This is a genomic window from Sulfitobacter sp. SK025, from assembly GCF_003352105.1.
Classification (GTDB): Bacteria; Pseudomonadota; Alphaproteobacteria; order Rhodobacterales; family Rhodobacteraceae; genus Sulfitobacter; species Sulfitobacter pontiacus.
The window spans coordinates 84,403-110,453 of record NZ_CP025810.1 but is presented as its reverse complement, the minus strand read 5'-3'; the positions used below and the strand labels follow the sequence as shown (position 1 = coordinate 110,453).

25 protein-coding genes are annotated in these 26,051 nt (G+C 60.1%); 8 read left to right on the top strand and 17 right to left on the bottom strand.

Going from position 1 to position 26,051, the window contains the following annotated elements; all coding sequences use genetic code 11:
* Positions 1-11: 11 nt before the first annotated feature.
* Genes C1J04_RS17210 through C1J04_RS17185 form a run of 6 tightly spaced genes read left to right on the top strand, consistent with a single transcriptional unit; the run spans position 12 to position 5,353 of the window.
* On the top strand, positions 12-1,304 hold the full coding sequence (locus C1J04_RS17210) for a 3-hydroxyacyl-CoA dehydrogenase (protein WP_009824289.1): 1,293 nt from the start codon (positions 12-14) through the stop codon (positions 1,302-1,304).
* On the top strand, positions 1,301-2,080 hold the full coding sequence (locus C1J04_RS17205; RefSeq protein ID WP_009824290.1) for an enoyl-CoA hydratase-related protein: 780 nt from the start codon (positions 1,301-1,303) through the stop codon (positions 2,078-2,080). Before C1J04_RS17210 ends, C1J04_RS17205 begins: the two co-directional genes overlap by 4 nt.
* Before the next feature lie 53 nt (positions 2,081-2,133).
* Positions 2,134-3,420, top strand: a complete 1,287-nt coding sequence (locus C1J04_RS17200) for an acyl-CoA dehydrogenase family protein (protein WP_009824291.1) — start codon at positions 2,134-2,136, stop codon at positions 3,418-3,420.
* Positions 3,417-4,184 (top strand): SDR family NAD(P)-dependent oxidoreductase, encoded by a 768-nt coding sequence (locus C1J04_RS17195; protein WP_005848869.1) that lies wholly within the window; start codon positions 3,417-3,419, stop codon positions 4,182-4,184. The genes C1J04_RS17200 and C1J04_RS17195 overlap by 4 nt, the downstream gene beginning before the upstream one ends.
* Positions 4,185-4,193: 9 nt before the next feature.
* Entirely contained in the window at positions 4,194-4,985 is a 792-nt protein-coding gene (locus tag C1J04_RS17190) for an SDR family oxidoreductase (RefSeq protein ID WP_009824292.1), read from the top strand.
* Positions 4,982-5,353 (top strand): VOC family protein, encoded by a 372-nt coding sequence (locus C1J04_RS17185; protein WP_009824293.1) that lies wholly within the window; start codon positions 4,982-4,984, stop codon positions 5,351-5,353. The genes C1J04_RS17190 and C1J04_RS17185 overlap by 4 nt, the downstream gene beginning before the upstream one ends.
* A 21-nt stretch (positions 5,354-5,374) precedes the next feature.
* On the opposite strand, the gene C1J04_RS17180 is transcribed toward C1J04_RS17185, so the two are convergent.
* The 17 genes from C1J04_RS17180 to C1J04_RS17100 all read right to left on the bottom strand — a co-directional run bounded on the left by C1J04_RS17180 (position 5,375) and on the right by C1J04_RS17100 (position 23,894).
* Entirely contained in the window at positions 5,375-6,430 is a 1,056-nt protein-coding gene (locus C1J04_RS17180; RefSeq protein WP_114865669.1) for an amidohydrolase family protein, read from the bottom strand.
* The gene (locus tag C1J04_RS17175; RefSeq protein ID WP_005848859.1) at positions 6,427-7,305 is read right to left on the bottom strand and encodes an acyl-CoA thioesterase; all 879 of its coding nucleotides are present in this window, start codon (positions 7,303-7,305) and stop codon (positions 6,427-6,429) included. Before C1J04_RS17175 ends, C1J04_RS17180 begins: the two co-directional genes overlap by 4 nt.
* A 6-nt stretch (positions 7,306-7,311) precedes the next feature.
* Positions 7,312-9,270, bottom strand: a complete 1,959-nt coding sequence (locus tag C1J04_RS17170; protein WP_009824295.1) for an acetoacetate--CoA ligase — start codon at positions 9,268-9,270, stop codon at positions 7,312-7,314.
* Positions 9,267-10,469 (bottom strand): serine hydrolase domain-containing protein, encoded by a 1,203-nt coding sequence (locus tag C1J04_RS17165; RefSeq protein ID WP_037953457.1) that lies wholly within the window; start codon positions 10,467-10,469, stop codon positions 9,267-9,269. Before C1J04_RS17165 ends, C1J04_RS17170 begins: the two co-directional genes overlap by 4 nt.
* Before the next feature lie 101 nt (positions 10,470-10,570).
* Positions 10,571-11,272 (bottom strand): ABC transporter ATP-binding protein, encoded by a 702-nt coding sequence (locus tag C1J04_RS17160; RefSeq protein WP_174226639.1) that lies wholly within the window; start codon positions 11,270-11,272, stop codon positions 10,571-10,573.
* A gap of 2 nt (positions 11,273-11,274) precedes the next feature.
* The gene (locus tag C1J04_RS17155; protein WP_009824297.1) at positions 11,275-12,036 is read right to left on the bottom strand and encodes an ABC transporter ATP-binding protein; all 762 of its coding nucleotides are present in this window, start codon (positions 12,034-12,036) and stop codon (positions 11,275-11,277) included.
* On the bottom strand, positions 12,033-13,373 hold the full coding sequence (locus tag C1J04_RS17150) for a branched-chain amino acid ABC transporter permease (protein ID WP_009824298.1): 1,341 nt from the start codon (positions 13,371-13,373) through the stop codon (positions 12,033-12,035). Before C1J04_RS17150 ends, C1J04_RS17155 begins: the two co-directional genes overlap by 4 nt.
* Complete coding sequence (locus tag C1J04_RS17145) at positions 13,370-14,326, bottom strand: branched-chain amino acid ABC transporter permease (RefSeq protein WP_005848848.1); 957 nt, start codon at positions 14,324-14,326, stop codon at positions 13,370-13,372. Before C1J04_RS17145 ends, C1J04_RS17150 begins: the two co-directional genes overlap by 4 nt.
* A 78-nt stretch (positions 14,327-14,404) precedes the next feature.
* On the bottom strand, positions 14,405-15,652 hold the full coding sequence (locus C1J04_RS17140; protein ID WP_009824299.1) for a branched-chain amino acid ABC transporter substrate-binding protein: 1,248 nt from the start codon (positions 15,650-15,652) through the stop codon (positions 14,405-14,407).
* A gap of 464 nt (positions 15,653-16,116) precedes the next feature.
* Positions 16,117-16,914, bottom strand: coding sequence for an IclR family transcriptional regulator (locus C1J04_RS17135; protein WP_009824300.1), 798 nt, complete (start codon positions 16,912-16,914; stop codon positions 16,117-16,119).
* Position 16,915: 1 nt separating this feature from the next.
* Entirely contained in the window at positions 16,916-17,947 is a 1,032-nt protein-coding gene (locus tag C1J04_RS17130) for a phosphotransferase family protein (RefSeq protein ID WP_009824301.1), read from the bottom strand.
* 12 nt (positions 17,948-17,959) lie between these two features.
* Positions 17,960-18,607 (bottom strand): histidine phosphatase family protein, encoded by a 648-nt coding sequence (locus C1J04_RS17125; RefSeq protein WP_009824302.1) that lies wholly within the window; start codon positions 18,605-18,607, stop codon positions 17,960-17,962.
* Between the two features lie 6 nt (positions 18,608-18,613).
* On the bottom strand, positions 18,614-19,810 hold the full coding sequence (locus C1J04_RS17120; RefSeq protein WP_005848837.1) for an acetyl-CoA C-acyltransferase: 1,197 nt from the start codon (positions 19,808-19,810) through the stop codon (positions 18,614-18,616).
* A gap of 27 nt (positions 19,811-19,837) precedes the next feature.
* Positions 19,838-20,764: an SDR family NAD(P)-dependent oxidoreductase gene (locus C1J04_RS17115; protein WP_009824303.1), complete on the bottom strand. Its 927-nt coding sequence runs from the start codon at positions 20,762-20,764 to the stop codon at positions 19,838-19,840.
* Positions 20,765-20,773: 9 nt separating this feature from the next.
* Positions 20,774-21,595 (bottom strand): SDR family oxidoreductase, encoded by an 822-nt coding sequence (locus C1J04_RS17110; protein WP_009824304.1) that lies wholly within the window; start codon positions 21,593-21,595, stop codon positions 20,774-20,776.
* A gap of 3 nt (positions 21,596-21,598) precedes the next feature.
* A complete protein-coding gene (locus C1J04_RS17105) occupies positions 21,599-22,714 on the bottom strand; it encodes an acyl-CoA dehydrogenase family protein (RefSeq protein WP_254655091.1) in 1,116 nt (371 codons plus the stop codon).
* Between the two features lie 4 nt (positions 22,715-22,718).
* Positions 22,719-23,894 carry an acyl-CoA dehydrogenase family protein gene (locus C1J04_RS17100; RefSeq protein WP_005849108.1) on the bottom strand — a complete coding sequence of 392 codons (1,176 nt, stop codon included), beginning with the start codon at positions 23,892-23,894 and terminating at the stop codon, positions 22,719-22,721.
* A 124-nt stretch (positions 23,895-24,018) separates the two neighbouring features.
* Between C1J04_RS17100 and C1J04_RS17095 the strand changes: the two genes are divergently transcribed.
* Positions 24,019-25,017 (top strand): NADPH:quinone oxidoreductase family protein, encoded by a 999-nt coding sequence (locus C1J04_RS17095; protein WP_009824306.1) that lies wholly within the window; start codon positions 24,019-24,021, stop codon positions 25,015-25,017.
* An 18-nt stretch (positions 25,018-25,035) separates the two neighbouring features.
* Complete coding sequence (locus tag C1J04_RS17090) at positions 25,036-26,040, top strand: NADP-dependent oxidoreductase (RefSeq protein WP_009824307.1); 1,005 nt, start codon at positions 25,036-25,038, stop codon at positions 26,038-26,040.
* Positions 26,041-26,051 lie beyond the last annotated feature (11 nt).

Below are 26,051 nucleotides of genomic sequence, written 5' to 3'. Positions count from 1 at the left end.
AAAGGAAGACTATGAACACCCCAACCGACGCAGAAATTGGTGCCTATATCGGTGCTGCCGGCAAAGCCGCATGGGAGGTCCCGGACCTGCCCGCCAACACCAAACAGCGCGAGATCAAATCCGTAGGCATCATCGGCGCGGGTACGATGGGCGGCGGCATCGCGATGAACTTTGCCACCGCGGGCATCCCCGTCACCATCGTCGAAACCACGCAAGAGGCGCTAGACCGCGGGTTGAAGGTCGTGCGCGGCAACTACCAGCGCAGCGCCGATAAGGGCCGTTTCCCGCAAGAAGAAGTCGAAGCGCGGATGGATCGCTTTGACGGCAAGCTGGAACTGGCAGCCTTGGCCGATTGTGATCTGGTGATCGAAGCCGTGTTCGAAGACATGGAGCTGAAGCGCAAGATTTTCACCGAGCTGGACCGCGTGATGAAACCGGGCGCGATCCTTGCGACGAACACCTCGGCGTTGAACATCGACGAAATCGCGGCGATGACCAAGCGCCCCGAAGACGTGATCGGGCTGCACTTTTTCTCGCCCGCCAACGTGATGAAACTGCTCGAAATCGTGCGCGCGAAACATACTGCTGATGATGTGGTCGCGACCTCGATGGATCTGGCGGCCAAGATCAACAAGATCGCTGTGCTCGTCGGCGTTTGCCCCGGTTTTGTCGGCAACCGTATTTTGTTCGCACGCCAGAAACAGGCCAACAAGCTGCTGCAACAGGGCTTGATGCCCTGGGATGTGGACGCCGCGCTGAACGCCTTTGGCTTCAAGATGGGGCCGTTCCAGATGTCCGATCTGGCCGGTCTGGATATCGGCTGGTCCAAAGGGGCCAAGACCGAAAACCCGATCCGCGATGCGCTGTGTGAAATGGACCGTCGCGGCCAGAAGACCCAAGCGGGTTTCTACGACTATGATGAATCCCGCCGCCCGATCCCGTCGGATGTGGTTGCCGGTGTGATCAAGGACATCACAGGCGCCGAAGCCAACCAGATGTCGCAGGAACAGATCATCGAGATCTGCATCTATCCGATGATCAACGAAGCGGTCAAAATCCTCGAGGAAAACAAGGCGCAGCGCCCCTCTGACATCGATGTGGTCTGGCTGAACGGCTATGGCTGGCCCGCCGATAAGGGCGGCCCGATGTTCTATGGCGATATGGTCGGTGCGCAGGCCGTGCTGGACGTGATGGAAAAGCTGGGCGCCGAAGACCCCGAATTCGCGCCCGCCGAGCTGCTGCGCGATCTGGCCAAGAATGGCGGGAAATTCACTGAAATCGACACCGGAGGGCTGAAGGTATGAGCTATCAATATATCACCACCGAAAAGAAGGGTCACATCCTTGTTGTGACCATGAACCGCCCCGAGGTGTACAATGCCGTGCACGTCGACATGCATAATGAAATGGCCGATTGCTGGGACGCTTTTGCCGCGGATCAGGATCTTTGGGTCGCGGTTCTGACCGGCGCGGGGGACAAGGCGTTTTCCGCGGGGAACGACCTTAAAGCCACGGCTGCGGGCGGGTCGAAGGCGACGATGCCCGCCAGCGGCTTTGCCGGTCTGTCCTCGCGTTTTGATCTGGAAAAGCCCATCGTCGCAGCCGTCAACGGTTTCGCCATGGGCGGCGGATTTGAAACCGCGCTGTCATGCGACATTATCCTCGCCTCTGATCAGGCAAAATTCGCTCTGCCAGAGGTCAAGGTCGGCTTCTTTGCCGCGGCTTCCGGCGTGCAGCGCCTGTCGCGCTATATCGGGCGGCTTGCCGCGCAAGAGATGATGTTCACCGGCCGCACCATCATGGCCGATGAGGCGCTGTCGATGGGCTGCGTCAACGCGGTCTACCCTGCCGACCAGCTGATGGCGAAAGCGATGGAAAAGGCCGAAGAGCTGTGTGCCGTGTCGCCCTCGGCGGTCAAGGCCACGAAACGCGTCCTGAACGACATGTACAAACGCGACGGGATGCAAGACAGCATCGCCTATTCACGCGAGGTGATCGCGGACCTCAGCAAAACCGAAGATTTCAAGGAAGGCGTGAACGCCTTTGTCGAAAAACGCAAACCCAACTGGGTCAATAAATAATCGAACCAACTGCCAGGAGGCACTCTATGTCACATAACGAAGCTATGGCCGGAATGAATAATCTCGAGATGTCCGAGAAGGCCAAGCCGCTGTTGGCCGCCGTCATCAAACACATCCGCGAAAATGTCGATCCGATCACCGACGAGTATTTCCGCCTTGGCGAAGGTCGTGCCGACCGCTGGTCACACGCGCCCGGCCAGTTGGAGCTGCTGGAAACCGCCAAGAAAAAGGCCCGTGAAAATGGGCTGTGGAATTTCTTTTTGCCGAATGCCGAAACCGGTGAAGGTCTGTCGAACCTCGATTACGCCTATATCGCGGCCGAGCTTGGCAAAAGCCCGCTGGCATCTGAATCGCTGAACTGTTCCGCGCCTGACACCGGCAACATGGAAGTGCTGGAACGGATCGGGACAGCGGAGCAGAAAGAAAAGTGGCTCAAGCCGCTGCTTGCCGGTGAAATCCGGTCGGCCTTCGCGATGACCGAACCCGATATGGCGTCCTCGGATGCCAAGAATATCTCTACCTCTGCCGTGCTGGAAAACGGTGAATGGGTCATCAACGGCGAGAAATACTATATCTCCGGTGCCGGTGATCCGCGCTGCAAGATCATGATTACCATGGTCAAGACGTCGCCAGATGCCGAACCCTTCCGCCAGCAGTCCCAGATCCTTGTGCCGATCGACACACCCGGTGTTGAAATCGTCGGCCCGATGCATGTCTTCGGTCACGACGACGCGCCGCACGGTCACATGCACATCAAGTTCACCAATGTGCGCGTGCCCGAGGAAAACATCCTCTGGGGCGAAGGCAAGGGCTTTGAAATCTCCCAAGTGCGTCTTGGGCCAGGCCGTATCCACCACTGCATGCGCTCTATCGGGGCGGCGGAAAAGGCGCTGGACCTGATGATCGAGCGCGGGCTGAGCCGTGAAGCCTTTGGCAAGAAGATCATCGATCTGGGCAAGAACATGGAAACGATCTCTCGCGCCAAGATCGAGATTGAAGCCATGCGCCTGATGGTGCTGAAAGCCGCCAAGGCGATGGACGTTCTGGGCAACAAAGAGGCTCGCATCTGGGTCAGCATGATCAAGGCGATGGTGCCGGAAAAAGTCTGCAACATCATCGATCAGGCGATGCAGGTGCATGGTGCGACAGGTATTTCGCAGTGGTCGCCGCTGTCGGGCATGTACACCTCGCAGCGCACGCTGCGCTATGCGGATGGCCCTGATGAGGTCCACCACCACGTGATCGCCCGCGCCGAGGTCAAGGATTATCAGGAATCCAACCTGCGCACATCGCGCGCCCGTGAAGAGATCGCCACAGGCCGTACGCGAGGTGGCGTATGACCCTGTTTGATCTGACCGGAAAGGTGGCGCTGTTGACCGGCGCCTCCAAGGGCATGGGGCTGGCGATGGCCAAGGGTCTGGCCGAGCATGGCGCGACCGTCGTCATCTCGGCCCGCAAGCAAGACCAGCTGGACGCCGCCGCCGCCGAGATCAACGCGCTTGGCAAGGGCAAGGCGTTCGGCGTCGCCTGCAACGTTGGTTATAAAGAGCAGCTGCAAGCGCTGGTGGACGAGACCCACAAGCTGGCAGGCAAGATCGACATCGTGATCGGTAACGCGGGCGTGAACCCCTACTATGGGCCAACGTCCGAGATCCCCGATGATGCCTATGAAAAGACGATGAACGCCAATGTGCTGTCCAATCTTTGGCTGGCACAGATGGTGGCCCCCGACATGATCGAGAAAGGCGCCGGGTCGATGGCGTTTACCTCGTCCATCGGGGCGTTCAAACCGTCGGTCATGCTTGGCACCTATGGCATGTCCAAGCTGGCGCTGATCGGCCTTGTGCGCAACCTTGCCGCCGAATTCGGGCCCAAGGGTCTGCGGTTCAACGCGATCTGTCCGGGTCTGGTGAAAACCGAATTCGCGCGCGAGCTGTGGGACAATCCCGATGTCGAGAAACGCATCAAGAACGAGATCCCGCTGCGCCGTCTTGGCGAGGCAGAGGATTTTGCGGGGCTTGCCGTGTTCCTCGCCTCTGATGCAAGCCGCTACATGACCGGTCAGGCGTTGACCGTTTGTGGCGGGTCGAACATGTGGACGTAGGGGGCTGCTATGGAACTGAAGGATAAAATCATCGTCATCACCGGTGCCGCAAGCGGCATCGGCAAGGCGATGGCCATCCGCTTTGCCGCGGAAGGGGCCAAGAAAGTCGTCTGTGTCGACCTCAACAAAGAGGGCGCGCAGGCGGTTGCCGATGAAATCGACGGCGTGGCTTTCGGTGTGAATGTCGGTGTCGAGCAAGAGATCGCGGATATGATCGATGCCGTTGAAAACGACATCGGCCCGATTGATCTGTTCTGCTCTAACGCGGGCATATTGATCGCGGGCGGCATGGAAGTGCCGAACGAAGACTGGCAGCGCATCTGGGACATCAATGTGATGGCCCATGTCTGGGCCGCCCGTCATCTGGTGCCGCGCATGACCGAACGCGGGGGCGGCTATCTGCTGAACACCGCGTCGGCGGCGGGACTGCTGAACCAGGTCGGCTGCGCGCCTTACGGCGTGACCAAACACGCGGCTGTTGCTGTGGCCGAATGGCTGGCGATGTCTCATGGTGATGACGGGATCAAGGTGTCGGTGCTTTGCCCTCAGGCTGTCCGCAGCGAGATGACCCGCGGTCACGAGGATTCTGTCGCCGCACTCGACGGTCTGCTTGAAGCGGAACCCGTGGCCGAAGCCTGTCTGGAAACCATCCGCAACGAGACGTTCCTTGTGCTGCCCCACCCGCAAGTGCTGGAGTATATGCGCAAGAAAACCGAGAACTACGATCGCTGGATCGGGGGCATGCGCAAGCTGCACCGGATGTATGGCGACCGCAGAAAGCCGCAGGGGAATGTATCATGATCGGCTATACCACCGTGGGCACCAGCGACATGGCGCGCGCCAAGCAGTTCTATTGCGACCTGTTCGAAAGCAAGGGTGCCAAGGTGCTGATCGACAGCGGCCGGATCGCCATGATCGGCACCGGCGGCGGCACGCCCATGATTTCGGTCTGCGAACCCTACAACAAAGAGGCCCCCACCCCCGGCAACGGGGTGATGGTCGCTTTTACCGCTGACAGCAAAGAGGAAGTGGACGAGATCTACGCCAAGGCGATCTCGCTTGGTGCGACGGACGAGGGCGCGCCAGGACAACGGATACCGGACCGGTTCTACGGGGCCTATGTCCGCGACCTTGATGGCAACAAACTGTGCTTTTTCAAATTCGGTTAAAGTGAAAATCTGCCGTCCGCGTCACGCGGGCGGCAGCCCATAGACGCGCCGCGCTGTGTCGGAGAAAAGTGCCGCTTGTGCTGCGCCGTCCAGATGCGCTGACATCTTCTTGAACGCATTCCAGATCACCACATAGCTGACCGCCGTGCGATCCACGGGAAAGTTGCTTTCGAACATGCAGCGTTCGGGGCCGAAGACATCCAGCATATGCGCGTACCATTTGCCCTGCGTCTCTACGATCTCGTCCGAGGACGGTGGCAGGTCGCGGTGCATATAGCCATACCCATTGTCGGGCATGCAAAGCCCGCCCAGCTTGGCCATCACATTGGGGCATTCCGCCAGCTCTGACATATGGTCTTTCCACGCGGCAAAGATATCGTCGCGTTTGCCTTCGAACCGGCCAACGCCCAAGGGTGTGCCGAAGTGGTCAAGGATCAGCGTGGTCTGTGGCACCGCGCGGGCAAGGTCCAGAAACTCTTGGTGTTGATGGTGGTAATGCCAGCTGTCCAGCGTCAGTCCGCGGTCTCCCAGTATCGCGGCACCGCGGATGAAGTCAGGATCGCCGTATTGGTTTTCGATCCCGCGTCCGGGGACCGCCAGATGCTGCGGTTCCGCATCGCGCGCGCCGGAGTTGCGGATACCCTTGAACAACCCGTTCCCTGCGGCCTCATGCGCGTCGAGCGCGGCATGCAGCTGGTCGGGGGGCAGCACCAGTTCGGTCTGCGCGATAATGCCAGCGATCTGCGCCTTACCGCGCGGGGTCTGTGCCGCCATCTGCGCCACGGTGCGGGTCTCGCCCACCGATTGCAGATGCGCGGGCGCGTCGCGATCCCAATAGGACCGACATTCGATATAGACCGTCTGCACCACGTTATGCCCGGCGCCGGTGTCGCGCCAAAGCGCGTCCATCTCGTAGACGGCGGGGGCGTCGGGCGTGCCGTGACGCCAGAGGTGGTGGTGGGGGTCCACAATCTCGCGGTGCGGGTCGATTGCGGTCTCGGGGACCAGCCCCAGCCAGTCGTCCCGCAGTTCGATCCCCGGTCGCCAACCCGGATAGCGGCCCCCCGTCTGTGTCATGAAGCAGCTTCTTTCTTTTTATAGGGGCGCATCAGCCCTTCCTGCGCCGTTGTCGCGGCAAGTTGGCCGTTCTGATTGTAGATCAGACCGCGATTGAACCCGCGCGCGCCACCAGTGAAGGGGGCGTCGAGTTCGTATAAGTGCCAGTCAGAGAAATCGATCGGCGCGTGAAACCACATAGCGTGGTCAAGGCTGGCGGTCATGACCTGCCCCTGGAACCACGTCAGCCCGTGGGGCCGCAGCGACGAGCCGAGCAGGTTCATATCGGACGCATAGGCAAGCAAGCAGTGCTGCATGATCGGGGACTGCCCCTTTGCCGCCTCCATCCGGAACCAAAGGTAATTCTTGTCCGAGGTCTTCTCAGGTTCGAACAGATCGCGCGGGTCAACCTCGCGGATCTCGATAGGGCGTTCGCGCAGGAAATCGTCGCGGTGTTTGGGCGAGATTTTCTCGATATAGGGTTCACGCAGATCGGGGCGGTCAAGCCAGTGTTCCGGTCCTTTCACGTCGGGCATCTTGTGCTGGTAATCCCAGCCCTCTTCCTGCACGTGGAAGGACGCCGAGAGGTTGAAGATCTGCTTGCCGTGCTGGATCGCAACGACCCGCCGCGTGGTAAAGCTGCCCCCGTCACGGGCGCGGTCCACCTGATAGATCACCGGGATCGACGGGTCACCGGGACGGATGAAATAGGCATGCAGCGAATGGCACATCCGGTCCGGCACCGTGCGATAGGCGGCCATCAGCGCCTGCGCGATAACATGGCCGCCAAAAATGCGCGTGGTGGTTTCCCCGCCCGACCCGATGCCGCGGAACAGGTCGATCTCAAGCTGTTCGATATCCAGCAATTCAAGGAGTTGGCGGGCCACATCGGTCATCTGGGTTCAGTCCTTCCGGGTCGCACGCGCATTGGCGTAGGCGACATAAAAATCAAAGCTGTCCGGATTGGCCATTGAATCCCTGTTCACCACCTTTTCCGGATCCTGACCAAGCAATAGCTTTTTCACAGGAACCTCAAGCTTTTTGCCAGATAGGGTGCGGGGGATCTCGGCGACCTCGATGATCTCGTTCGGGATGAACCGGGCCGAGACGTTCTTTCGGATTGCCGCGTTGATCTTGTCCTTGAAGGCGTCATCAAAGGCGACGCCTTGGGCCGGCACCACAAAGAGCGGCATAAAGCTTTCGCGGCCCAGAAATTCGAGGTCGACAACAAGGCTGTCCATCACCTCGTCCAGCCCTTCGACGGCCTGATAGATTTCCGCACTGCCAAGGCGCAGACCCTTGCGGTTGATCGTGGCGTCAGAGCGGCCATAGATCACCGACCCGCCATTATCGTTGATCTCGATCCAGTCGCCGTGGCGCCAGATGCCGGGGTAGGTGTCGAAATAGCTGTCGTGTAGGCGGCTGCCATCATCGTCGCCCCAAAAGTATAGCGGCATTGACGGCAGCGGCTCGGTACAGACCAATTCGCCCACAACGCCGGTCAGGTCATTGCCATCCTCGTCGAAGGCACGCACCGCGTTGCCAAGCGCGCGGCACTGCATTTCACCAGCGCGCACCGGCATGCCGGGATGGCCCAGCACAAAGGCCCCCGCCAGATCGGTTCCGCCCGAGATGGGCGCCAGCCAGACGTCTTCTTTCACCTTGGAATATATCCAGTCATACGCGTCCGAGCTGAGCGGTGATCCGGTCGAGCCGAGCGAGCGCAACGCAGAAAGGTCAACCTCGTCACGCGGGGTCAGCCCTGCCTTCATGCAACCGCTAAAGAAGGCCGCGCCTGCCCCAAAGAAATCAAGCTTTTCATCCGCGACAAAGCGCCAGATCACGCCCATGTCAGGATAATTCGGCGCCCCGTCGAACATCGCGACCGTGGTGCCCTGCCCCAGTGCGGTGAATTGCGAGTTCCACATGATCCAGCCCGAGGATGTCAGCCAGCAATAGCGTCCGCCGCGCCGAAGATCATGGTGCAGGGATTGTTTTGCGGATTCCAGAATGATCCCGCCATGCCCGTGCACGATCGGCTTGGGGTTGCCGGTGGTGCCGGAGGAATAGACGATCCACAGCGGATGATCGAAGGGGACTTGCGTGCTTTCATAGGGTGCGTCGCGGTCCAGCAGGCTGTCCCACGCCATATGCCCCTTGGGCAGATCCCCGACAAAAGGCACCGTGACGCATTGCACCAGACTTGGCAGCGCCGCCTCTAGCCCTGCGAGGATCTCGCGACGGTCCACGGTTTTGCCCGCGTGGACATAGCCGTCTTGCGCGATCAGCACCTTGGGTTCGATCTGCTTGAACCGGTCCAGAATGGCGACATGCCCCATATCGGGGGCGCAAAGCGACCAGATCGCGCCGATGCTCGCGGTGGCCAGAAAGGCGATCATCGCGGTTTCGGTATTGGGCAACACGGCGACAACGCGATCGCCTTTGGTCACGCCCATATCCCGCAGATGCGCGGCGACGCTTGCCACTTGTGCGCGCAGCTCGGACCACGACAGACGTTTGCGGCCAAAGGTTTCGGACTGCACGATCAGCGCATCGCCGTCAGGCTGGCTGTCCACATGCTTCATGATCTGGTCGGTGTAGTTCAGCATCGCGCCGGGGCACCATTCGGCACCGGGCATCTGACGCTTTGCCATCACGGTCGTGTAGGGCGCGCTGGCCTGTACGTCGAAATAGTCCCAGATCGCGGACCAGAACCCGTCAAGATCGGTCACGCTCCACTCCCACATGGCGTTGTAGTCGTCGAACGTCAGCCCGCGGTGGTCTTTCAGGAACCGTTCAAATTCCGCCATGGTCGAGGCATCGGCGCGCTCTTTTGTCGGGGTCCAAAGGATATCGTTCATGTCATCGCTCCGTGGATGAGGGCCTTGAGTTGGGGGCGCGCGGGGTACGAGCTGGACGGCGCAAGCTGCGTGAAGAATACGACAGACAGATCCAGCACCGGATCAACCCAGAAGAAGGTAGAGGCCATGCCGCCCCAGCTGAAATCGCCTAGGCTGCTGGGAACGCGGACGCGACCGGGGTTCAGCACCACGGCACCGCCAAGGCCAAAGCCCATCCCTTCCATCGGTTGTTCGGCAAAGCTGGCAGGCCCCATCGATGCGATGTCGCCGGGCAGATGGTTGCGCATCATAAAGTCGAGCGTCTTGGGCGAGATCAGCCCCGCCCCACCGGTGCGCAGCATCTCGGCGAACTTGAGGTAATCATCAATGGTACCCACCAGCCCGCCGCCGCCAGAATGCATCTCGGCGTTCAGGAAGGGGGAGGTGTCGGGCTTGTCCACGCAGCGCAGCACGGGCGTCTCTGGTTTGGCCGCGTTCATGCCATAGGCGCTGCCTGCCAGCGGGGTGTAAAGCGAGGCAAAGCGGTCAATGCCACCTGCGGGGACGGAAAACCGCGTCTCCTCCATGCCAAGGGGGCCAAGGATTTCATCAACCAAAAACGCCTCTAGCGACTTGCCCGAAACGACCTCTATCACGCGGCCAAGCACGTCGATGCCCACGGAATATTCCCAACGGGTGCCGGGGTGAAACGCCAGCGGCAATGCGGCCACGCGGTCGGTCATCTCTGCCAGCGATCCCTGATCGGCGCGGAACAGGATGTCGGCCTCGTCCATCGCCTTCGCCGTGATGCCGGGGTTGAATGGATAGCTCAGCCCCGAGGTATGGGTCAGCAGCTGGTGCAGTGTCGGCGTCTGGCAGGGTTCGGCCTGATCCGCCGCGGTGGCACCGTCGATCAGGCAGCGCATATCCGCGAAAGCAGGGATGAAATCGGACACCGGCGCATCAAGGTGGAACAGCCCGCGTTCCGCCAACATCATGATGCCGACCGAGGTGACGGGCTTGGTCATCGAATAGATGCGGGCGATCGTGTCGCGTGTGAACGGCTGGCCGGTATCCGTGTCGCGCTGGCCCTTGGCATCAAAGTAGACCTCTTGCCCGCCCTGCGCCACCAGCACCGAACACCCGGCAAACCGTTTGCGGTCCACATAGGTCTGCATCCAGTCCCCGATGCGCCCCAGCTTATTTGTGTCGAACGCCAAAAAACTTTCCTCCCGAGCCGCGACCGCGCCTCAGGAGGATGAGGCCGCGGAACGCGACGATTTCAATAGATGATTTACTGGTAATGGTCCGGCTTAGGTCATCAGACCTCAAGCCATTCCTTGCGCACATCATCACGCTGGCGCAATTCAGCCGGCGTGCCCTCATAGACCACCTGACCATGCCCCATGACATAGACCCGATCCGCGATGTCCATCGCGATCGACAGTTTCTGTTCCACCAGTAGGGTAGAGATCCCGCGGTTGGCGATCTCTTTGAGCACCTCGGCGACCTTCTGTACCATCTGCGGGGACAGACCTTCGGTGGGTTCGTCGATCATGACCAGATCGGGGTCGCCCATCAGCGTGCGACACATGGTCAACATCTGCTGTTCCCCCCCCGACAGAACCGAGGCTTCGACGTCGGCGCGGCGGTCGAGGTTTTCGAACATGTCAAACATCGACTGCATTGACCAACGGCCCGCGCCATCCTTCTGCCCCGGCTTCAGACCCAGCGTCAGGTTCTGCCGCGTCGTGAGACCGGGAAAGATATCGCGGTTCTCGGGCACATAGCCGATCCCCATATTGGCGATCTGGAACGCTTTCTTGCCGCTGATCTCCTGCCCCTGAAACTTGACCGATCCTTTCGGTTCGACCTCGCCCATGATGGCCTTGCAAGTGGTGGACCGTCCCACCCCGTTGCGCCCCAGAAGCGCGACGATCTCGCCTTCTTTGACGTTCAGGTTCACCCCTTGAAGGATGTGGGACTTGCCGTAGAAGGCGTGCATATCCGTGACTTCGAGCATCATTAGTGTTCTGCCTCCAATGCGGCGCCCAGATAGGCTTCTTGTACGCGGGCGTCTGCACGCACCTCTTCGGGTTTTCCGGTGGCGATGATTTCGCCATAGACCAGCACCGAAATCCGGTCGGCGAGACCGAAGACCACGCTCATGTCATGTTCCACCATGATCAGCGTCTTGCCCGCGGTCACCTTGAGGATCAGGTCGGTGATATAGTCGGTTTCCGTGTTGCTCATCCCCGCCGTCGGTTCGTCCAGCATGATGACATCGGCACCGCCCGCGATGGTGATCCCGATTTCAAGCGCGCGCTGTTCGGCGTAAGACAGGGTGCCCGCGGGCAGGTTGCGCCGTTCCAGCAGGTTGATCTGGTCAAGGATGCGGTCCGCACCCTCGGTCAGTTCACGGGACCGGTTCACCAGATTCCAGAAGCTGTATTTATAGCCCTGCGACCACAAAAGCGCACAGCGCACGTTTTCAAACACGCTCATCGCCGGAAAGATGTTGGTGATCTGGAACGAGCGGCTTAGCCCCTTGCGGTTGATCTGGAAGGGTTCGAGCCCCGCCAGATCCTCTCCGTGCAGTTTTACCGTTCCAGCCGAAGGCGCAAACCGTGCGGTGATCAGGTTGAACAGCGTCGATTTCCCCGCGCCGTTCGGCCCGATCACGGCGTGACGTTCCGCCTTGCCGATGCTCAGGTCGATGCCGCGGATGATCTCGGCCTTGCCAAAGCTTTTCTTGAGGCCAGTCAGTTCAAGTGCGGGTGTGCTCATGACGCGCCTCCTGCTGTGTTTGCTTCACTCCATGCTTCTTTCAGCGCGGGTGCTGTGGCCTTGGCAATGCCAAGCCCGATCAGCGTTATCGCGCCCGCCACCAGCCACGGCATCAGCGTGTGGCTGTCGAAGGTGGTCCAGAAGACGGTCATTTCATTGTCACCCGTAGCGCCATGACGGTAGTGGAAAGTCATCTCGACCAAGGCGGCCAGCCCCATCAAACCGATTGCCGCGGGCAGCAACGTTTTGAGATAGGGCATGATCAACGTCGATGCCTTGCCCAGTTTGAACACAGGCACATGCATCATCAGCAGACCTGCCAGACCACCGGGGAAGAACATCACCGTGGATAGGAACAGGACGCCCGCATAAAAGGCCCAAAGCTCGGTCGACAGGCTCAGAACGGTTTGCAGCAGGGTAAAGGCGATGGCCCCGATGATCGGGCCAAAGAAGAACCCGACGCCGCCAAGGAAGGTCACCAGCAGGATGATCCCTGACGAGGCGGTGTTCAGGTTTTCCTCGGTCAGGATTTCGTAGTTGATCGCGAAAAGCCCACCGGACACGCCTGCAAAGAAGCCAGAGGCGACAAAGCTGTAGAAGCGGACCCACCGCGAGGAATAGCCCAGAAACTCTGCCCGTTCGGGATTGTCGCGCACGGCGTTTGCCATGCGACCCACAGGGGTACGGCTCCAGAGGTACATCAGCGCGGCAGAGATCACGACCCAGCCAGCGGTCAGGTAATAGACCTCGATCTGTTGCAGGAATTCGACGCCAAAGAAGGGCTGTGCGTAGGTCCGGTCGCCGCTGATGCCTTCCTCGCCACCAAAGAACGCAACGATGATGACGGAACAGGCCGCGATTAATTCGCCCACACCCAGCGAGATCATGGCGAATACCGTGCCCGCGTTACGGGTCGAAAACGCGCCGACGATCATCGCCAGACCCATGCCGAAGAGACCACCAAACACCGGCAGGATCACCAGGGGAATGGTCGAGAAGAAATCGGACATGTTCATGATGTGCATACAGGCAAAGCCCCCCACACCTGCATAGACCGCATGGCCAAAGGACAGCATACCCCCCTGCCCGAGCAGCATGTTATAGGCCAGCGCGAAGACGATCGTGATCGACATCTGGTTCATGATCGTCAGTGCCGAATTATTGGTAAACACCATCGGCAGGATGGCCAGCACGACAGAGGCAATGACCCAGGGGGCCAATGTCAGCACCAGCGACCCTGACCGCATACGCTGCGCGGGTTTGGACGGGTCCGTGGTGATCTGCTCTTTCGGGCGGGCGCCTTTGGGAATGTCGGTTCTTGGATCTGAAACTGTCATGAGCTGCGCTTTCCGAAAAGACCTGCCGGGCGGAAGATGAGGATCAGCACCATCAGGATATAGGGCAAGATGTCGGCGATCTGCGGGCTCGTGAGGCTCCAGAAGTCGCGGAATATGCTGTCATCCAGGCTCTCGGGTTTAGAGATGCCAAGGCCGGTCAGGATGTTCTCCATCTCGATGTTGTAGGATTTGGCGAAAGTGGTGATCCAGCCGATCAAAAGCGACGCGATCAGCGCCCCCCAGAGCGACCCGAGGCCGCCGATCACGATGGTCACGAACACGATCGACCCCAGCACAAAGGCCATACCGGGGAATGTGCCAAGCACCGGTCCGGCAATCACACCGGCCACACCGGCCAGCGCCGTGCCGACCCCGAAGACCCCCATAAAGATCAGCGGCACATTGTGGCCCAAGGCTTCGACCGTGCGCGGATAGCTGAGCGCGGCCTGAATGATCATGCCGACGCGGGTCTTGGTCAGCACGTAAAGCAACCCGATAAAGATGCTGATCGAGATGAAGATCATGAATATCTTATAAGCGGGGATCGAATTCCCCGAGATCGCAAACGCGGTAAAGTTCAACGCGTCAGGAATGGCGTAGGGCAGTTGGTTCTTGCCCCAGATGAATTGCACCAGTTCTTCGATCAACAGCGCCAGACCAAAGGTAAAGATCAGTTCGGGCACGTGTCCGTATTGGTGAACCCGGCGCAGGCCGTAGCGTTCAACCCCTGCCCCCATCACACCCACGACGAGCGGCGCGATCAGCAGCCCCATCCAGAAGCCGAGCGCAAGACTGATCTGGTAGGCGAAATAGGCACCAAGCATGTAAAAGCTGGCGTGAGCGAAGTTCAAAACACCCATCATCGAGAAAATTAGGGTCAGACCGGCGGAGAGCATGAACAACAGCAATCCAGTAACCAGCCCGTCGATGAGGTTGACGAGAATGAGGTCCATGAGGCCCCTCCAGTAGTGTGGTGGCAAGGTGCAAGAGGGGCCCGCCCGCCAGCGCAGGCGGACCCGAGAGAAATCGCCTTATTCGGGGCGCTTCATCTCGCAGGTTGTCGGGCTGTCCATCGACGCCATTTCGACGGTCGATTCAGTCACGACACCATATCCGGACTGGTCATAGTCAAAGTCCAGGTTGTCGTTTGTGTGGACGCCCACATGCATGTCCTGAATGATCTGGTGATCTTGCGGACGCATGAACAGTTTACCACCCCACATGCTGTCGTATTCCATGCCTTCCAGCTTGCTGGCCACGGCGACCACATCGGTGGCGGAGCCCGCTTCGGTGATGGCCTGGGCCAGCATACCGATGGTGTTGAAGATACGACTTTGGTCGATGTTGCCGTCTGGATACTTCTCAAGGAAGGCGTTGTAGGTGTCGCGCGCTTCTTCGGTGGCGATCGGGTTGATGCTGCCTTGCGAAATTAGGCGAATCTTGTCTTTACCGCTTTCACCAAAGGCGGCCGTGATGCCGGAACCCGCAGCGTAATAGGTATAGATCGGCCCTTCGAACCCGTTGTCGATGATCGCCTTACCGATGCCCAGCATGTCAGCGCCCCAGTTCCCGGTAATCACGGCATCCGCACCAGAGGATACAACCTTGCGCGCGTAGGGGGTAAAGTCTTTCACCTTGCCGATGGGGTGCAGCTCGTCACCGACGATCTCGATGCCGTCACCTTTCGCGCCCAGCATTTCGTTGGCGGCGGCAGACACAGCCTTACCAAAGGAATAGTCCTGCCCGATGATATAGACTTTCTTGATGTCCTCGTCCTGAACGATCACATCGGTCAGCGCGTCCATCTTGATGTCAGAGTTGGCGTCGAAACGGAAATGCCAGAAGTTGCATTTGTCGTTGGTCAGCGCAGGGTCCACAGCGGCATAGTTCAGGAACAGAACACGGCTGTCGGGGTTGCGGCGGTTGTGCTTGTCGATCGCTTCGGTCAATGCGTTCGCAACGCCAGAGGAGTTCCCCTGAACGATATAGCGCGCGCCTTGGTCAATCGCGACCTGAAGCTGAATAAGGGATTCTTTGGGGCTGATCTTGTTATCAAAAGGCAGCACTTCCATTTTTTGGCCGTCCAGCAGACCGCCTTTGTCGTTTACCATGTAATCAGCCGCGAATTCGAACTGATGCAGGCCGTTGGTGCCAGTGCTTGCGAATGGACCGGACAGCGGGTCAATGAACGCGATCTTGATGTTTTCGGCAAAGGCTGCGCTCGCGCCAATGACCAAAGAAAGCGCGGAAACCGCGCCGTACTTAGCGATATTTTTCATTTTAATCCTCCCAAGGACGGCCCGGCGCTTTTAATGCGTTTTTTGGATTGCCAGACCTTGGGAAGAGCCTTGCATAATGCGATTTATTGTCAAGCGCCTCTATTCATAAGTTGCGAGCCTGCACCGTCGGTTATGCCATATATTGCGTGACGGTACGGGCGAAAACACCTGCGTGAAATTTTGCCCGATGCCGTTTTTTGACGCAGGGTCAGAAATAAGCATTTGAAAATAAATATATTAATGAATTGCACAAGATTGTGACGGCTGATCAGTTTTTACGCGGTGCCTGACAGATGTCCGCTGGACACTATTCAAAAAAAATTTGCGGCGGCGGGTGCGATCCTGACAATTGTCATGGCACCGCAGATTTGCCAATTCCAGCCACTGGAACGAAGCTGTTGGCCGCAGTGGCTGAAATCTATACGACCGGCCAAGTTGATTCTCCCGCCCCGCGGGTCCACACCCTAAAACCGGATGCTGATGGCTTGCGCCGCTGCCGACAAAAGCTGTGCATAGGTCGTTTCAAGTTGCCGTTTCTTCACGTGGAAAGCGGGACCGCCCACATTCAGCCCGTAAACCTGCGATCCGTTGGGCGAAAACACGGGCACCGCGATGCCGTTCACATCGGGACGCCAATCGCCATAGCTTGAACAAAATCCCTTATCTGCAAACTCTGTCATCGCGGCGGCATAGCTGTCGCGCGCGCGGGCTTCGAACTCGGGCCCTTCGGCTGCAGCATAGCGGAACGCGCGGTCGCGGCTTTCGTCGGACATGCCGGTCAGGATGGCGCGACCAATGGCAGAATCAAACAGCGGCAGCCGTGACCCGACGCGAATTTGCAACGCCACATCCTCGCGCGAGCGTTTGGTCGCGATATAGACAACGTCCAGGCGGTGGACCTCTCCGATCGCGATGGTGACATAGGAATTGGGCCCGTCGCGCAGCTTGCGCATCTCTTCCTGCGCGCGGTCCCCGATCTCCATACTCGACAGCACGCCAAAGCCAAGCTGCAGCACCCCTGCGCCCAGCCGATAGGTGCCGGTGCGGGCGTCGGCGACAAGATAGTCCAGTTCCACCAGCGTATGGGTCAAGCGCGACACCGTCGCCTTGGGCAGCCCTGTCCGTTCGGAGAAATCCGTGTTGGTCAGGGCTGTCTCGTTTTCCCGAAAGCAGCGCAACATATCCAGCCCGCGGGCAAGCGCCGTGACAAAGTTTCTGTCCTTCGTCTCTGCCGGATCTGTTGCGAACTCGTTGGAGGCCATCTTACTTGCCTTCCAGCGCTTTTAGCCCGTTTTCCGCAAACACAGGGACATAGGCCCCGACCTTCATCGCCCGCTCGGGGTTGGAGGCATTGCCGTCCAGCGCGCGTTTCAACACGCCCTGAATGATCCCCGCCATGCGGAAGAAGCAAAAGGCGAGGTAGAAGCCAAAGTTGTCGATCCCGTCCAGCCCGCGGCGTTCGCAGTATTTGGCGATGAATTCGGCATCACTCGGCACGCCAAGCGCTGCGCGGTCCACACCGCCAAAACCGCGCCCTTCGGTGCCCGCCGGCATTTGCCACTGCATGATAACGGCCGCAAGGTCAGCGTAAGGGTGCCCGATGGTCGACAGTTCCCAGTCCAGAATGGCCAGACATTTGGTGCCGTCTTTCTCGAACATCATATTGTCGATGCGGTAGTCGCCATGCACCAGCGTGCGCTGCCCGTCATCCGCGGGGATGCTGGCGGTCAGCTTTTCGATCAGCTGGTTCATCGCGGGCAGGTCTTCGGTTTCGGACGCGCGGTATTGCTTGGTCCAGCGGGCGACCTGACGTTCATAATAGTTACCGGGAGGGCCGTAATCCGACAGATCCACCGCGTCGATGTCCACCTCGTGCAGGGCGGCAAGCACGCGGTTCATCTCGTCAATCACGCCAGCGCGGCCTGCCTTGTCCATGTCGGGCATGCGCGGGTCCATGAAGTTGCGCCCGTCGATATGATCCATGATGTAGAAGGCCGACCCGATCACGTCGTCGTCTTCGCACAGCAGGTGCATTTTCGACACCGGCACATCGGTATCCTGCAACGCCTTTTGCACGCGGAACTCACGATCAACCGCGTGGGCGGATTTCAACAGAACCCCCGGCGGTTTGCGACGCAGCACATAGTTACGCGACGGGGTTTTCAGCAAGAACGTCGGGTTGGACTGACCGGCCTGGAACTTGGAGACCTCAAGCGGGCCTTCAAAGCCCTCAAGGTGTTTTTCCAGATAGGCGCTGACCTTCGGAATATCGAGTGTCTGGGTGTCTGTGCTCATGGCTACCGTTCCTTAACTATAGGTCAGCATGTCAGCAGTCTCGGCTGACATCAGATGCGGGGTCACGTTGAATTCATGAAGGAAAAACGCGGATTTGGTGAAGACGAATTTGGTGATCGATGTGTTCTTGATCTGCAGGTTCAAGGTCATCATCATTTTATGCGGTGCGCCGAGTGACGCCGCCGTAAGCTGCCCGATCACCCCACCGGAGCTTACGGCAAGCACGCGCTCCGCCCCTTCGGCACAGGCGATCAGACGGGCGGCTTCCACGCGGTCGGTGAAATTGGCCCAAGTCTCGGCGGGGCCTTCGATCTCGTCTGCCTGCCACTGAAAGACGGTTTCGCGCAGGGTACGGAAATGCACCTTGCGGTCGCCCTTGACCAGTTCCGGAACCGCCCCTTTATAGCGCGCGTCCAGCAGGTTCTGAAAATCATATTCATTTAGGCCGGGGTGGGTGTCGCCTGCCTCGAATCCCATCGAGGCAAGCGTTTCTTTCTGGCGGGTCAGGGTGCCGGTGATTGTCCGGTCCGGCACCCAGCCGGTATCGCGTAGCAACTGGCCGACGGCCTCGGATTGCCGGTGCCCGAGGTCCGACAACTTGTCATAGTTGTCAGCCCCGAAAGACGCCTGACCGTGGCGGATGACCAGTAGCTCTCCCATGATGGTTTACAGAACCTCAAAGAGGCCAGCAGCACCCATGCCGCCGCCAACACACATGGTGCAGACAACGTATTTGGCACCGCGACGCTTGCCTTCGATCAGCGCGTGGCCAACCATGCGTGCGCCGGACATGCCGTAGGGGTGACCGATAGAGATCGCGCCGCCGTCGACGTTCAACAGCTCGTCCGGGATGCCCAGTTTGTCGCGCGATGCGATCACCTGGCAGGCAAAGGCTTCATTCAGTTCCCACAGACCGATGTCTTCGATCTTCAGGCCATGCGCTTCCAGCAGCTTTGGCACGGCATAGATCGGACCGATGCCCATTTCGTCGGGCTCGCAGCCTGCGGCCATCACACCGACGTAGCGACCCAGTGGCTGAAGACCGCGACGTTCGGCTTCCTTGGCTTCCATGACCACAGCGGCAGAGGCACCATCGGACAGCTGCGAGGCGTTGCCCGCAGTGATGAACTTGCCTTCGGGCAGGTGGATGCCGTCTTTGAACACGGGCTTCAGACCGGCAAGGCTTTCCGCCGTGGTGCCGGGGCGGTTGCCCTCGTCTTTTTCCAAGGTGACTTCGTGCTTGGAAATCTCTTTGGTCTCTTTGTCCTGAACCATCATCGTGGTGGTCATCGCGACGATCTCGTCGTCAAAGCGGCCGGCCTGTTGCGCTTGGTGCGTCAGCTCTTGGCTGCGCGCCGCGTACTCGTCCTGCGCTTCGCGGCTCACGTTATAGCGTTCTGCAACGTTTTCGGCTGTCTCCAGCATGGTCATGTAGATTTCGGGCTTGTTCTGCTTGAGCCATGGGTCGGCACTGACGCGCATCTCTGGCGTTTGCACGAGGGAAATGCTGTCGACACCGCCGCCGATGACAATGTCCATCCCGTCGGTGATCACTTGTTTGGCCGCGGTGGCGATTGCCATCATGCCGGATGCACACTGACGGTCCAGCGACATGCCTGCAACGGTCACGGGCAGACCTGCGCGGATAGCGGCCTGACGCGCGATGTTGCCGGCCTGATGCCCCTGCTGCAAGGCGGAACCGATGACACAGTCAGAGATTTCCGACCCGTCAAGACCCGCGCGCTTCACGGCGTTCTCGATGGCGTGGGCGGCAAGCGCCTGTGGTGTGGTGGCGTTGAACGCACCGCGATAGGCTTTGCCGATCGGGGTACGGGCGGTGGATACGATTACTGCGTCACGCATGGTGATCTCCCTTTGAAAGTTCGTCTGTTAGCCCCAATCCAGATCAAGACCCTGGGCCTTGGCTGCATTGAGCGCGTATTTCTTCGTTTGACTAAAGGCATCGGTCAGCTCTTGCTGGCCGCCTGCGTCGGTGATTTTGTCGAAAGCGGATGCGACACCTTCAGGGGTATTCTCGTCGCCGGTCAAGGTCACGCCTTCCGTTTCGTAAATACGGGTCTGGGCAAAGCCGCCCGCCCCTGCCCCAAGGATCACACGGCTGGGGCCGTCCTCGCTGACAAGGTACAGCAGGCCGGGGGTGATCGTTTCGGGGGCCAGCAGGGCCTGGGCCTGTTCAGGCAGCAGATCGGCGGTCATCCGCGTGGCCGCTGTGGGGGCCAGCGTGTTGACGCGGATATTGTCACGCGCGCCTTCCAGATGCAGCACGTTCATCAGCCCCATCATCGCCGCTTTGGCCGCACCGTAGTTGGATTGACCAAAGTTGCCATACAGCCCCGAGGCCGAGGATGTCAGCACAATGCGCCCGTATTTCTGTTCGCGCATGATCGGCCAGCAGGCGTGGGTCACATTCGCCGACCCGATCAGATGCACGTCGACGACCTTGCGGAAATCCGACATCTCCATCTTGGAAAACGTCTTATCCCGCAGGATGCCCGCGTTGTTCACCAGAATGTCGATGCGGCCCCAGGCGTCCATGACCTGAGCGACCATATCCTTCACACCGGCTTCATCCGAAACATCACAGCCATGCGCCATCGCCTCGCCGCCCGCGTCGCGGATTTCCTGCGCGACAGCCTCGGCAGCCGCCGACGAAGACCCCTGCCCATCGGTTGTCACGCCCAGATCATTGACCATAACGCGTGCACCGCGCGCCGCGAGGCCAAGCGCATGGCTGCGCCCTAGGCCCGTGCCCGCGCCGGTGACAATAGCGACGCGGTTGTCAAAACGAATATCCATCATCGCCCCTTAGTGCAGTGCTTGTTCAAAGATGTTCGGCCCGCTCATCACATTGATGCCGCCGCTGACGGGGACAATCGCGCCGGTGATATAGGCACCACCCTTGCCGCAAAGGAACAACATGCAGCCCGCGATATCCGTATCGGTTCCGACGCGGCGCAGGGGGACGTCTTCGCCCACCTTGTTGCGCATATCCTCGTCGTGGGTCGCAAAGGCGGTCATCCGCGACACGAAGGGTCCGGGGGCCAATGCGTTCACGGTGATCGCGTCACCTGCCAGTTCCTTGGCGAGGATCTTGCTCAGGTGGATCACCGCGGCTTTCGAGGCTGAGTAGCTGTAGGCGCCATCGCCCATCTCGCGTTCGCCCATCACCGATCCGACGTTCACCACCCGCGCTGGATCGTCGATTGTCGCGTTCGCCTTGAGCAGCGGCAGCAGTTTTTGCGTCAGATCGAACAGTCCCGCGACGTTCACGTCCATGACCTTGCCCCAGGCCTTGAACGGGAAATCACCCAAAGGCGCGCCCCAGGTGATGCCCGCGTTGTTCATCAGGATATCAAGGCTCTCGGTCCGGTCCTTCACCGCTGCGACCATTGCGTCGACACCTTCCTCGGTGCCGACATCGCCCGCGAACCCCTCGGCAGAGCCAGAGGCCCCGAGCGCATTCAGCTCTTTCGCCACGGCCTCGCAGGCCTCGCCCTTGCGGCTGGCGATCAACACGCGGGCACCGGCACGCACCAGCGCCTCGGCGGCCATACGGCCAATCCCGGTCGCCCCGCCTGTGACCAGCGCGGTTTTACCCTCTAGCCCGAAAAGTGTTTGAATATCCATGCCTTAGAATCCTCTGTGCTTGGCGACCTGGGCAGCGTGATAGCCGTAGTCCCCCAGCCATTCGGCACCCACACGGGCGCGCTTCATGTAAAAACCGATGTCGAAAGCGTCTGTCATGCCGATCCCGCCGTGCATCTGTACCCCTTCGATCACCGCCAGCTTGGCGGTCGATGTCGCACGGGCCTTGGCGAGCGACACGGCCATCGTCGCATTGTCGGGGTCTTCGTCCAGCTTGCGCCCTGCATGCAACACGGCAGAGGCGGTGACTTCCGTCTCGCACCACAGATGGGCGGCGCGGTGTTGCAAGGCCTGGAAGGTGCCGATCAACGTGCCGAACTGCTTGCGTTCTTTCAGATAGCCCACGGTCATGCCAAAAGCTCCCGCAGCAACGCCCGCCATCTCGGCGGCGAGGGCGGCCTGCCCTGCCTCGATCGCGGGTTTCAGCACGGTCATGGCATCATCGACCTGACCCAAGACATCGTCGCCCGTCGCTTCGACGTTATCAAAATCGATCCGCGCGGAATCGCGTGCGTCGATCATGTTCTGCGCGTTGCGTGTGATGCCTGCGCGGTCAGCGGGAATGTCGAACAGGGTCAGCCCGTTGTCTGTCTTGGCCAGCACCAGCAAACGGTCCGCCAAGGCGCCATCGACGACAAAGGTCTTCTTGCCCGTCAGGCGAAAACCGTTGCCTTCCGCCGTGGCGGTCATTGCCGTGGCATCGGGGTTGAACTTCGATGTTTCATCCACCGCCAACGCATAGGTCGCATCGCCGCTGGCAATCTTGGCCAGCGCGGCCTCGGCGCGCGCATCGCTGACGTGGCGCAGGGCTGTCGCCGCGATCACTGCCGTCGAAAGGAACGGGCTGACGGCCAGCCTCTTGCCCATTTCCTGCGCCAGAATACCCGCAGCCGCATGACCCATATCAACGCCACCCGCGCTTTCAGGGACCAGCACACCGGCCCATCCCATCGCGGCCATCTCTTTCCACATCTTCGCGTCATGGGTCTGCCCGGCATCGCGCAAGTCGCGGAACGCTTTGACGGGGGCGGATTTGTCAAGGAAACCGCGCGCCGAGTCGGCCAGCATGGTTTCGTCTTCTGTTAATACTAGTTTTACCATGATTTTACCCCGGAAGCCCAAGCACGCGGCGGGAGATAATGCTCAGCATCACCTCGCTCGTGCCGCCTTCGATTGAATTGGCCTTTGTACGCAGCCAGTCCGCGGGACGGTTGCCCAAAGGCCCGTCCCATTCCAGCGCGTCGCTGCCACCAGCGGCCATCAGTAATTCGTGGCGCTGCATGTTCAGCTCTGTGCCCATGTATTTCAGCATCGCCGAGGCATCCCCCGCGCCGGTACCGGCCTCGGCCTGATCCTTGTAGCGTTCCAGCGTGAGGCCAATGGCAAGCGCGTCCACCTCGCAGCGCATCGCATCGGCGCGCAACACGGTGTCCATCTCTTGCCCCTCGGCCAGAGATTCATTCAGCACTGCCCCAAGCGCACGACCGCCCGACAGGCCCTGCCCCCCGCCCGAGATCATCTCGCGCTCGTGGGTCAGCAGGTATTTCGCCACGTCCCAACCGCGGTTCTCTTCGCCGACGATCCGGTCCTTGGGCACCTTCACGTTGGTAAAGAACGTCTCGCAGAAGACCGACGCGCCAGAGATCAGCTTGATCGGGCGGGTCTCGACGCCTGCGTCTTCCATGTCGATCAGCAGAAAGGAGATACCCTTGTGCTTGGGCGCGTCACGATCCGTACGGATCAGCGCGAAAATCCAGTCGGCTTTATCGGCGTAGGAGGTCCAGATCTTCTGACCGTTTACCAGCCAATGATCGCCCTTGTCCTCGCCTTTGGTCTGGACACTGGCCAGATCCGACCCGGCCCCCGGCTCGGAATAGCCCTGACACCAGCGGATTTCACCGCGGGCGATCGGGGGCAAATAATGCAGTTTCTGTTCATGCGTGCCAAAGTGCAGCAAGGCGGGCCCAAGCATCCAGATGCCAAAGCTTTGCAACGGGTTGCGCGCCTCGATCCGGTCCATCTCTTCTTTAAAGATCTTTTCCTGCGCGCGGTTCATCCCCGCCCCGCCGTATTCGACGGGCCATGTGGGCACGGTATAGCCCTTGGACGCGGCGCGCTCCATCCAGACGCGCTGCGCGTCGGATTCGAACTCAAAATTCTTGCCACCCCAGCATATCGATGCTTCACTCGGCTCACCGCCGCGCATTTCGGCCGGGCAGTTTGCCTCCAGCCAATCGCGCAGCTCCGCGCGGAAACCCTCCAGTTCCTGTTCGGACTGCATCTTTTCTCCCCCCTCGTTTTGCGAACTCCAATTCCGCACTGCAAAATTGCATTTCGAAATTCGATTGACAAGACAGTTTCTGAACGCGCCTATTGCTTTGCAAATCTAGAGGAGGAATGACCCGATGAAAGCCATGCTTAGCACTGCCCCCGGCGGCCCCGAAACGCTGGAACTGACAGAGATGCCACAGCCTGAACCGAAGAAAGGTCAGGTGCGTATTCGCATCCGCGCAGCGGGGCTGAACTTCCCTGACACCTTGATTATCAAGGATCTTTACCAGATGAAGCCGCCCCGCCCCTTCGCGCCGGGTGGCGAGGTTTCAGGCGATGTGGACGCCGTGGGAGAGGGCGTTTCCAACGTTGCTGTGGGCGACCGGGTGCTGGCGATGACCGGCTTTGGCGGCTTTGCGACAGACATCATTGTGGACGCGGAACGGGTGCAGAAGATCCCCGATGCGATGCCATATGACGAAGCGTCATGTCTGGTGCTGACCTATGGCACCTCCCATCACGCGCTGAAAAACCGCGCCGAAATCCAGCCCGGCGAATCCTTGCTGATCATGGGCGCTGCGGGCGGCGTTGGCGTGGCCGCGATCGAACTGGCGAAAGCCGCCGGTGCCCGTGTGATCGCTGCCGTATCGTCGGAAGACAAGGCGCAGTTCTGCCGTGATCTGGGCGCGGACGAGACGATCATCTACAGCCGCGACATGGATGACCGTGCGACGCAGAAAGCCTTCTCGGACGAGATCAAGAAGCTGTCGGGCGGTGAGGGTGTCGATGTGGTTTATGACGCCGTAGGCGGTGCCTATGCCGAACCCGCCGTACGCGCGCTGGCGTGGAAAGGCCGCTATCTGGTCGTGGGCTTCCCTGCCGGTATCCCCAAGATCCCGTTGAACCTGACGCTGCTTAAGGGCTCGCAGATCATGGGTGTTTTCTGGGGCGCGCATACGGCCCGTGAACCCAAGGTACATGCCGAAAACATGGCCGATCTGTTCCGTATGTATGCGGGTGGCCAGATCAAGCCCCGCATCTCTGCCCGCTATCCGCTGGAAAAAGCCGCCGACGCTCTCAACCTGATGCAGGACCGTAAGGTGCAGGGCAAAGTGGTGTTGGATGTTCAATAAGCAGATAGGACGTTCAAAATGACCAACACACAGATTGTCATCGCAGAACTGCCCAGCGATTCGTTGACGCCTGCGCATTTCAAACAGACCACCACTGATATGCCCGTGGCAGCCGACGGTCAGGTGCTGCTCAAGGTGATCCTGATGTCCATCGACGCGGCCAACCGGTCATGGATGAAAGGCGCGACCTACCGCGTGGCGGTCAACGCCGGTGATGCCATGCCCACCTATGCCATCTGCGAGGTCGTCGAGAGCAGCAGCGACCGTCTGGCCGTTGGCGATATCGTCGCGTCAGAGGCAACGTGGTCGAACTTTGTCGTCGCCGATGCGCGCAAGTGCGAGAAGTTGCCAAAGGTGCCGCAGCTGTCGAACCTGATGTCTGTTTACGGCATCGCGGGCAAAACCGCCTATCACGGGCTGATCTCGGTCGGGCAACCGGTTGCGGGTGAAACCGTGCTGGTGTCGGCCGCCGCAGGGTCGGTCGGTGGCTATGTCGGCCAGATCGCCAAGGCGCTTGGCTGTCGGGTCGTGGGCATCGCGGGCGGAGCGGAGAAATGCAAATGGGTGACGGAGGAATTGGGCTTTGACGCCTGCATCGACTACCGCGCCCCCGGCATGTCCAAAGCCCTGCGTGCTGCCTGCCCCGACGGGGTGGATGTCTATTTCGACAACGTCGGCGGCACCGTACTTGAGGCCGCGTTGTTCGCGATGAACGAAAAGGGCCGCATCGTCTGCTGTGGTGCTGTCAGCCAATATGACACCGAAACCCCCACCGGTCCGCGCAACCTGCCCGGTCTGGTCGTGGTCAAACGTCTGCGGATGGAAGGCTTTATCGTGATGGACTGGACCCAGAACGACGCCAAGGCGCTGCGCGCGTTGCAAACCTGGGTCGAGGCGGGGCAGATCAAGGTGACCGAGGACATCGTCGACGGATTGGAAAACGCGCCACAGGCGCTGATCGGCCTGCTGGCCGGTGAGAACAAGGGCAAGCGCATGGTGCGTGTTGCCGCGGACCCATCCTGAAGGAGTATCCC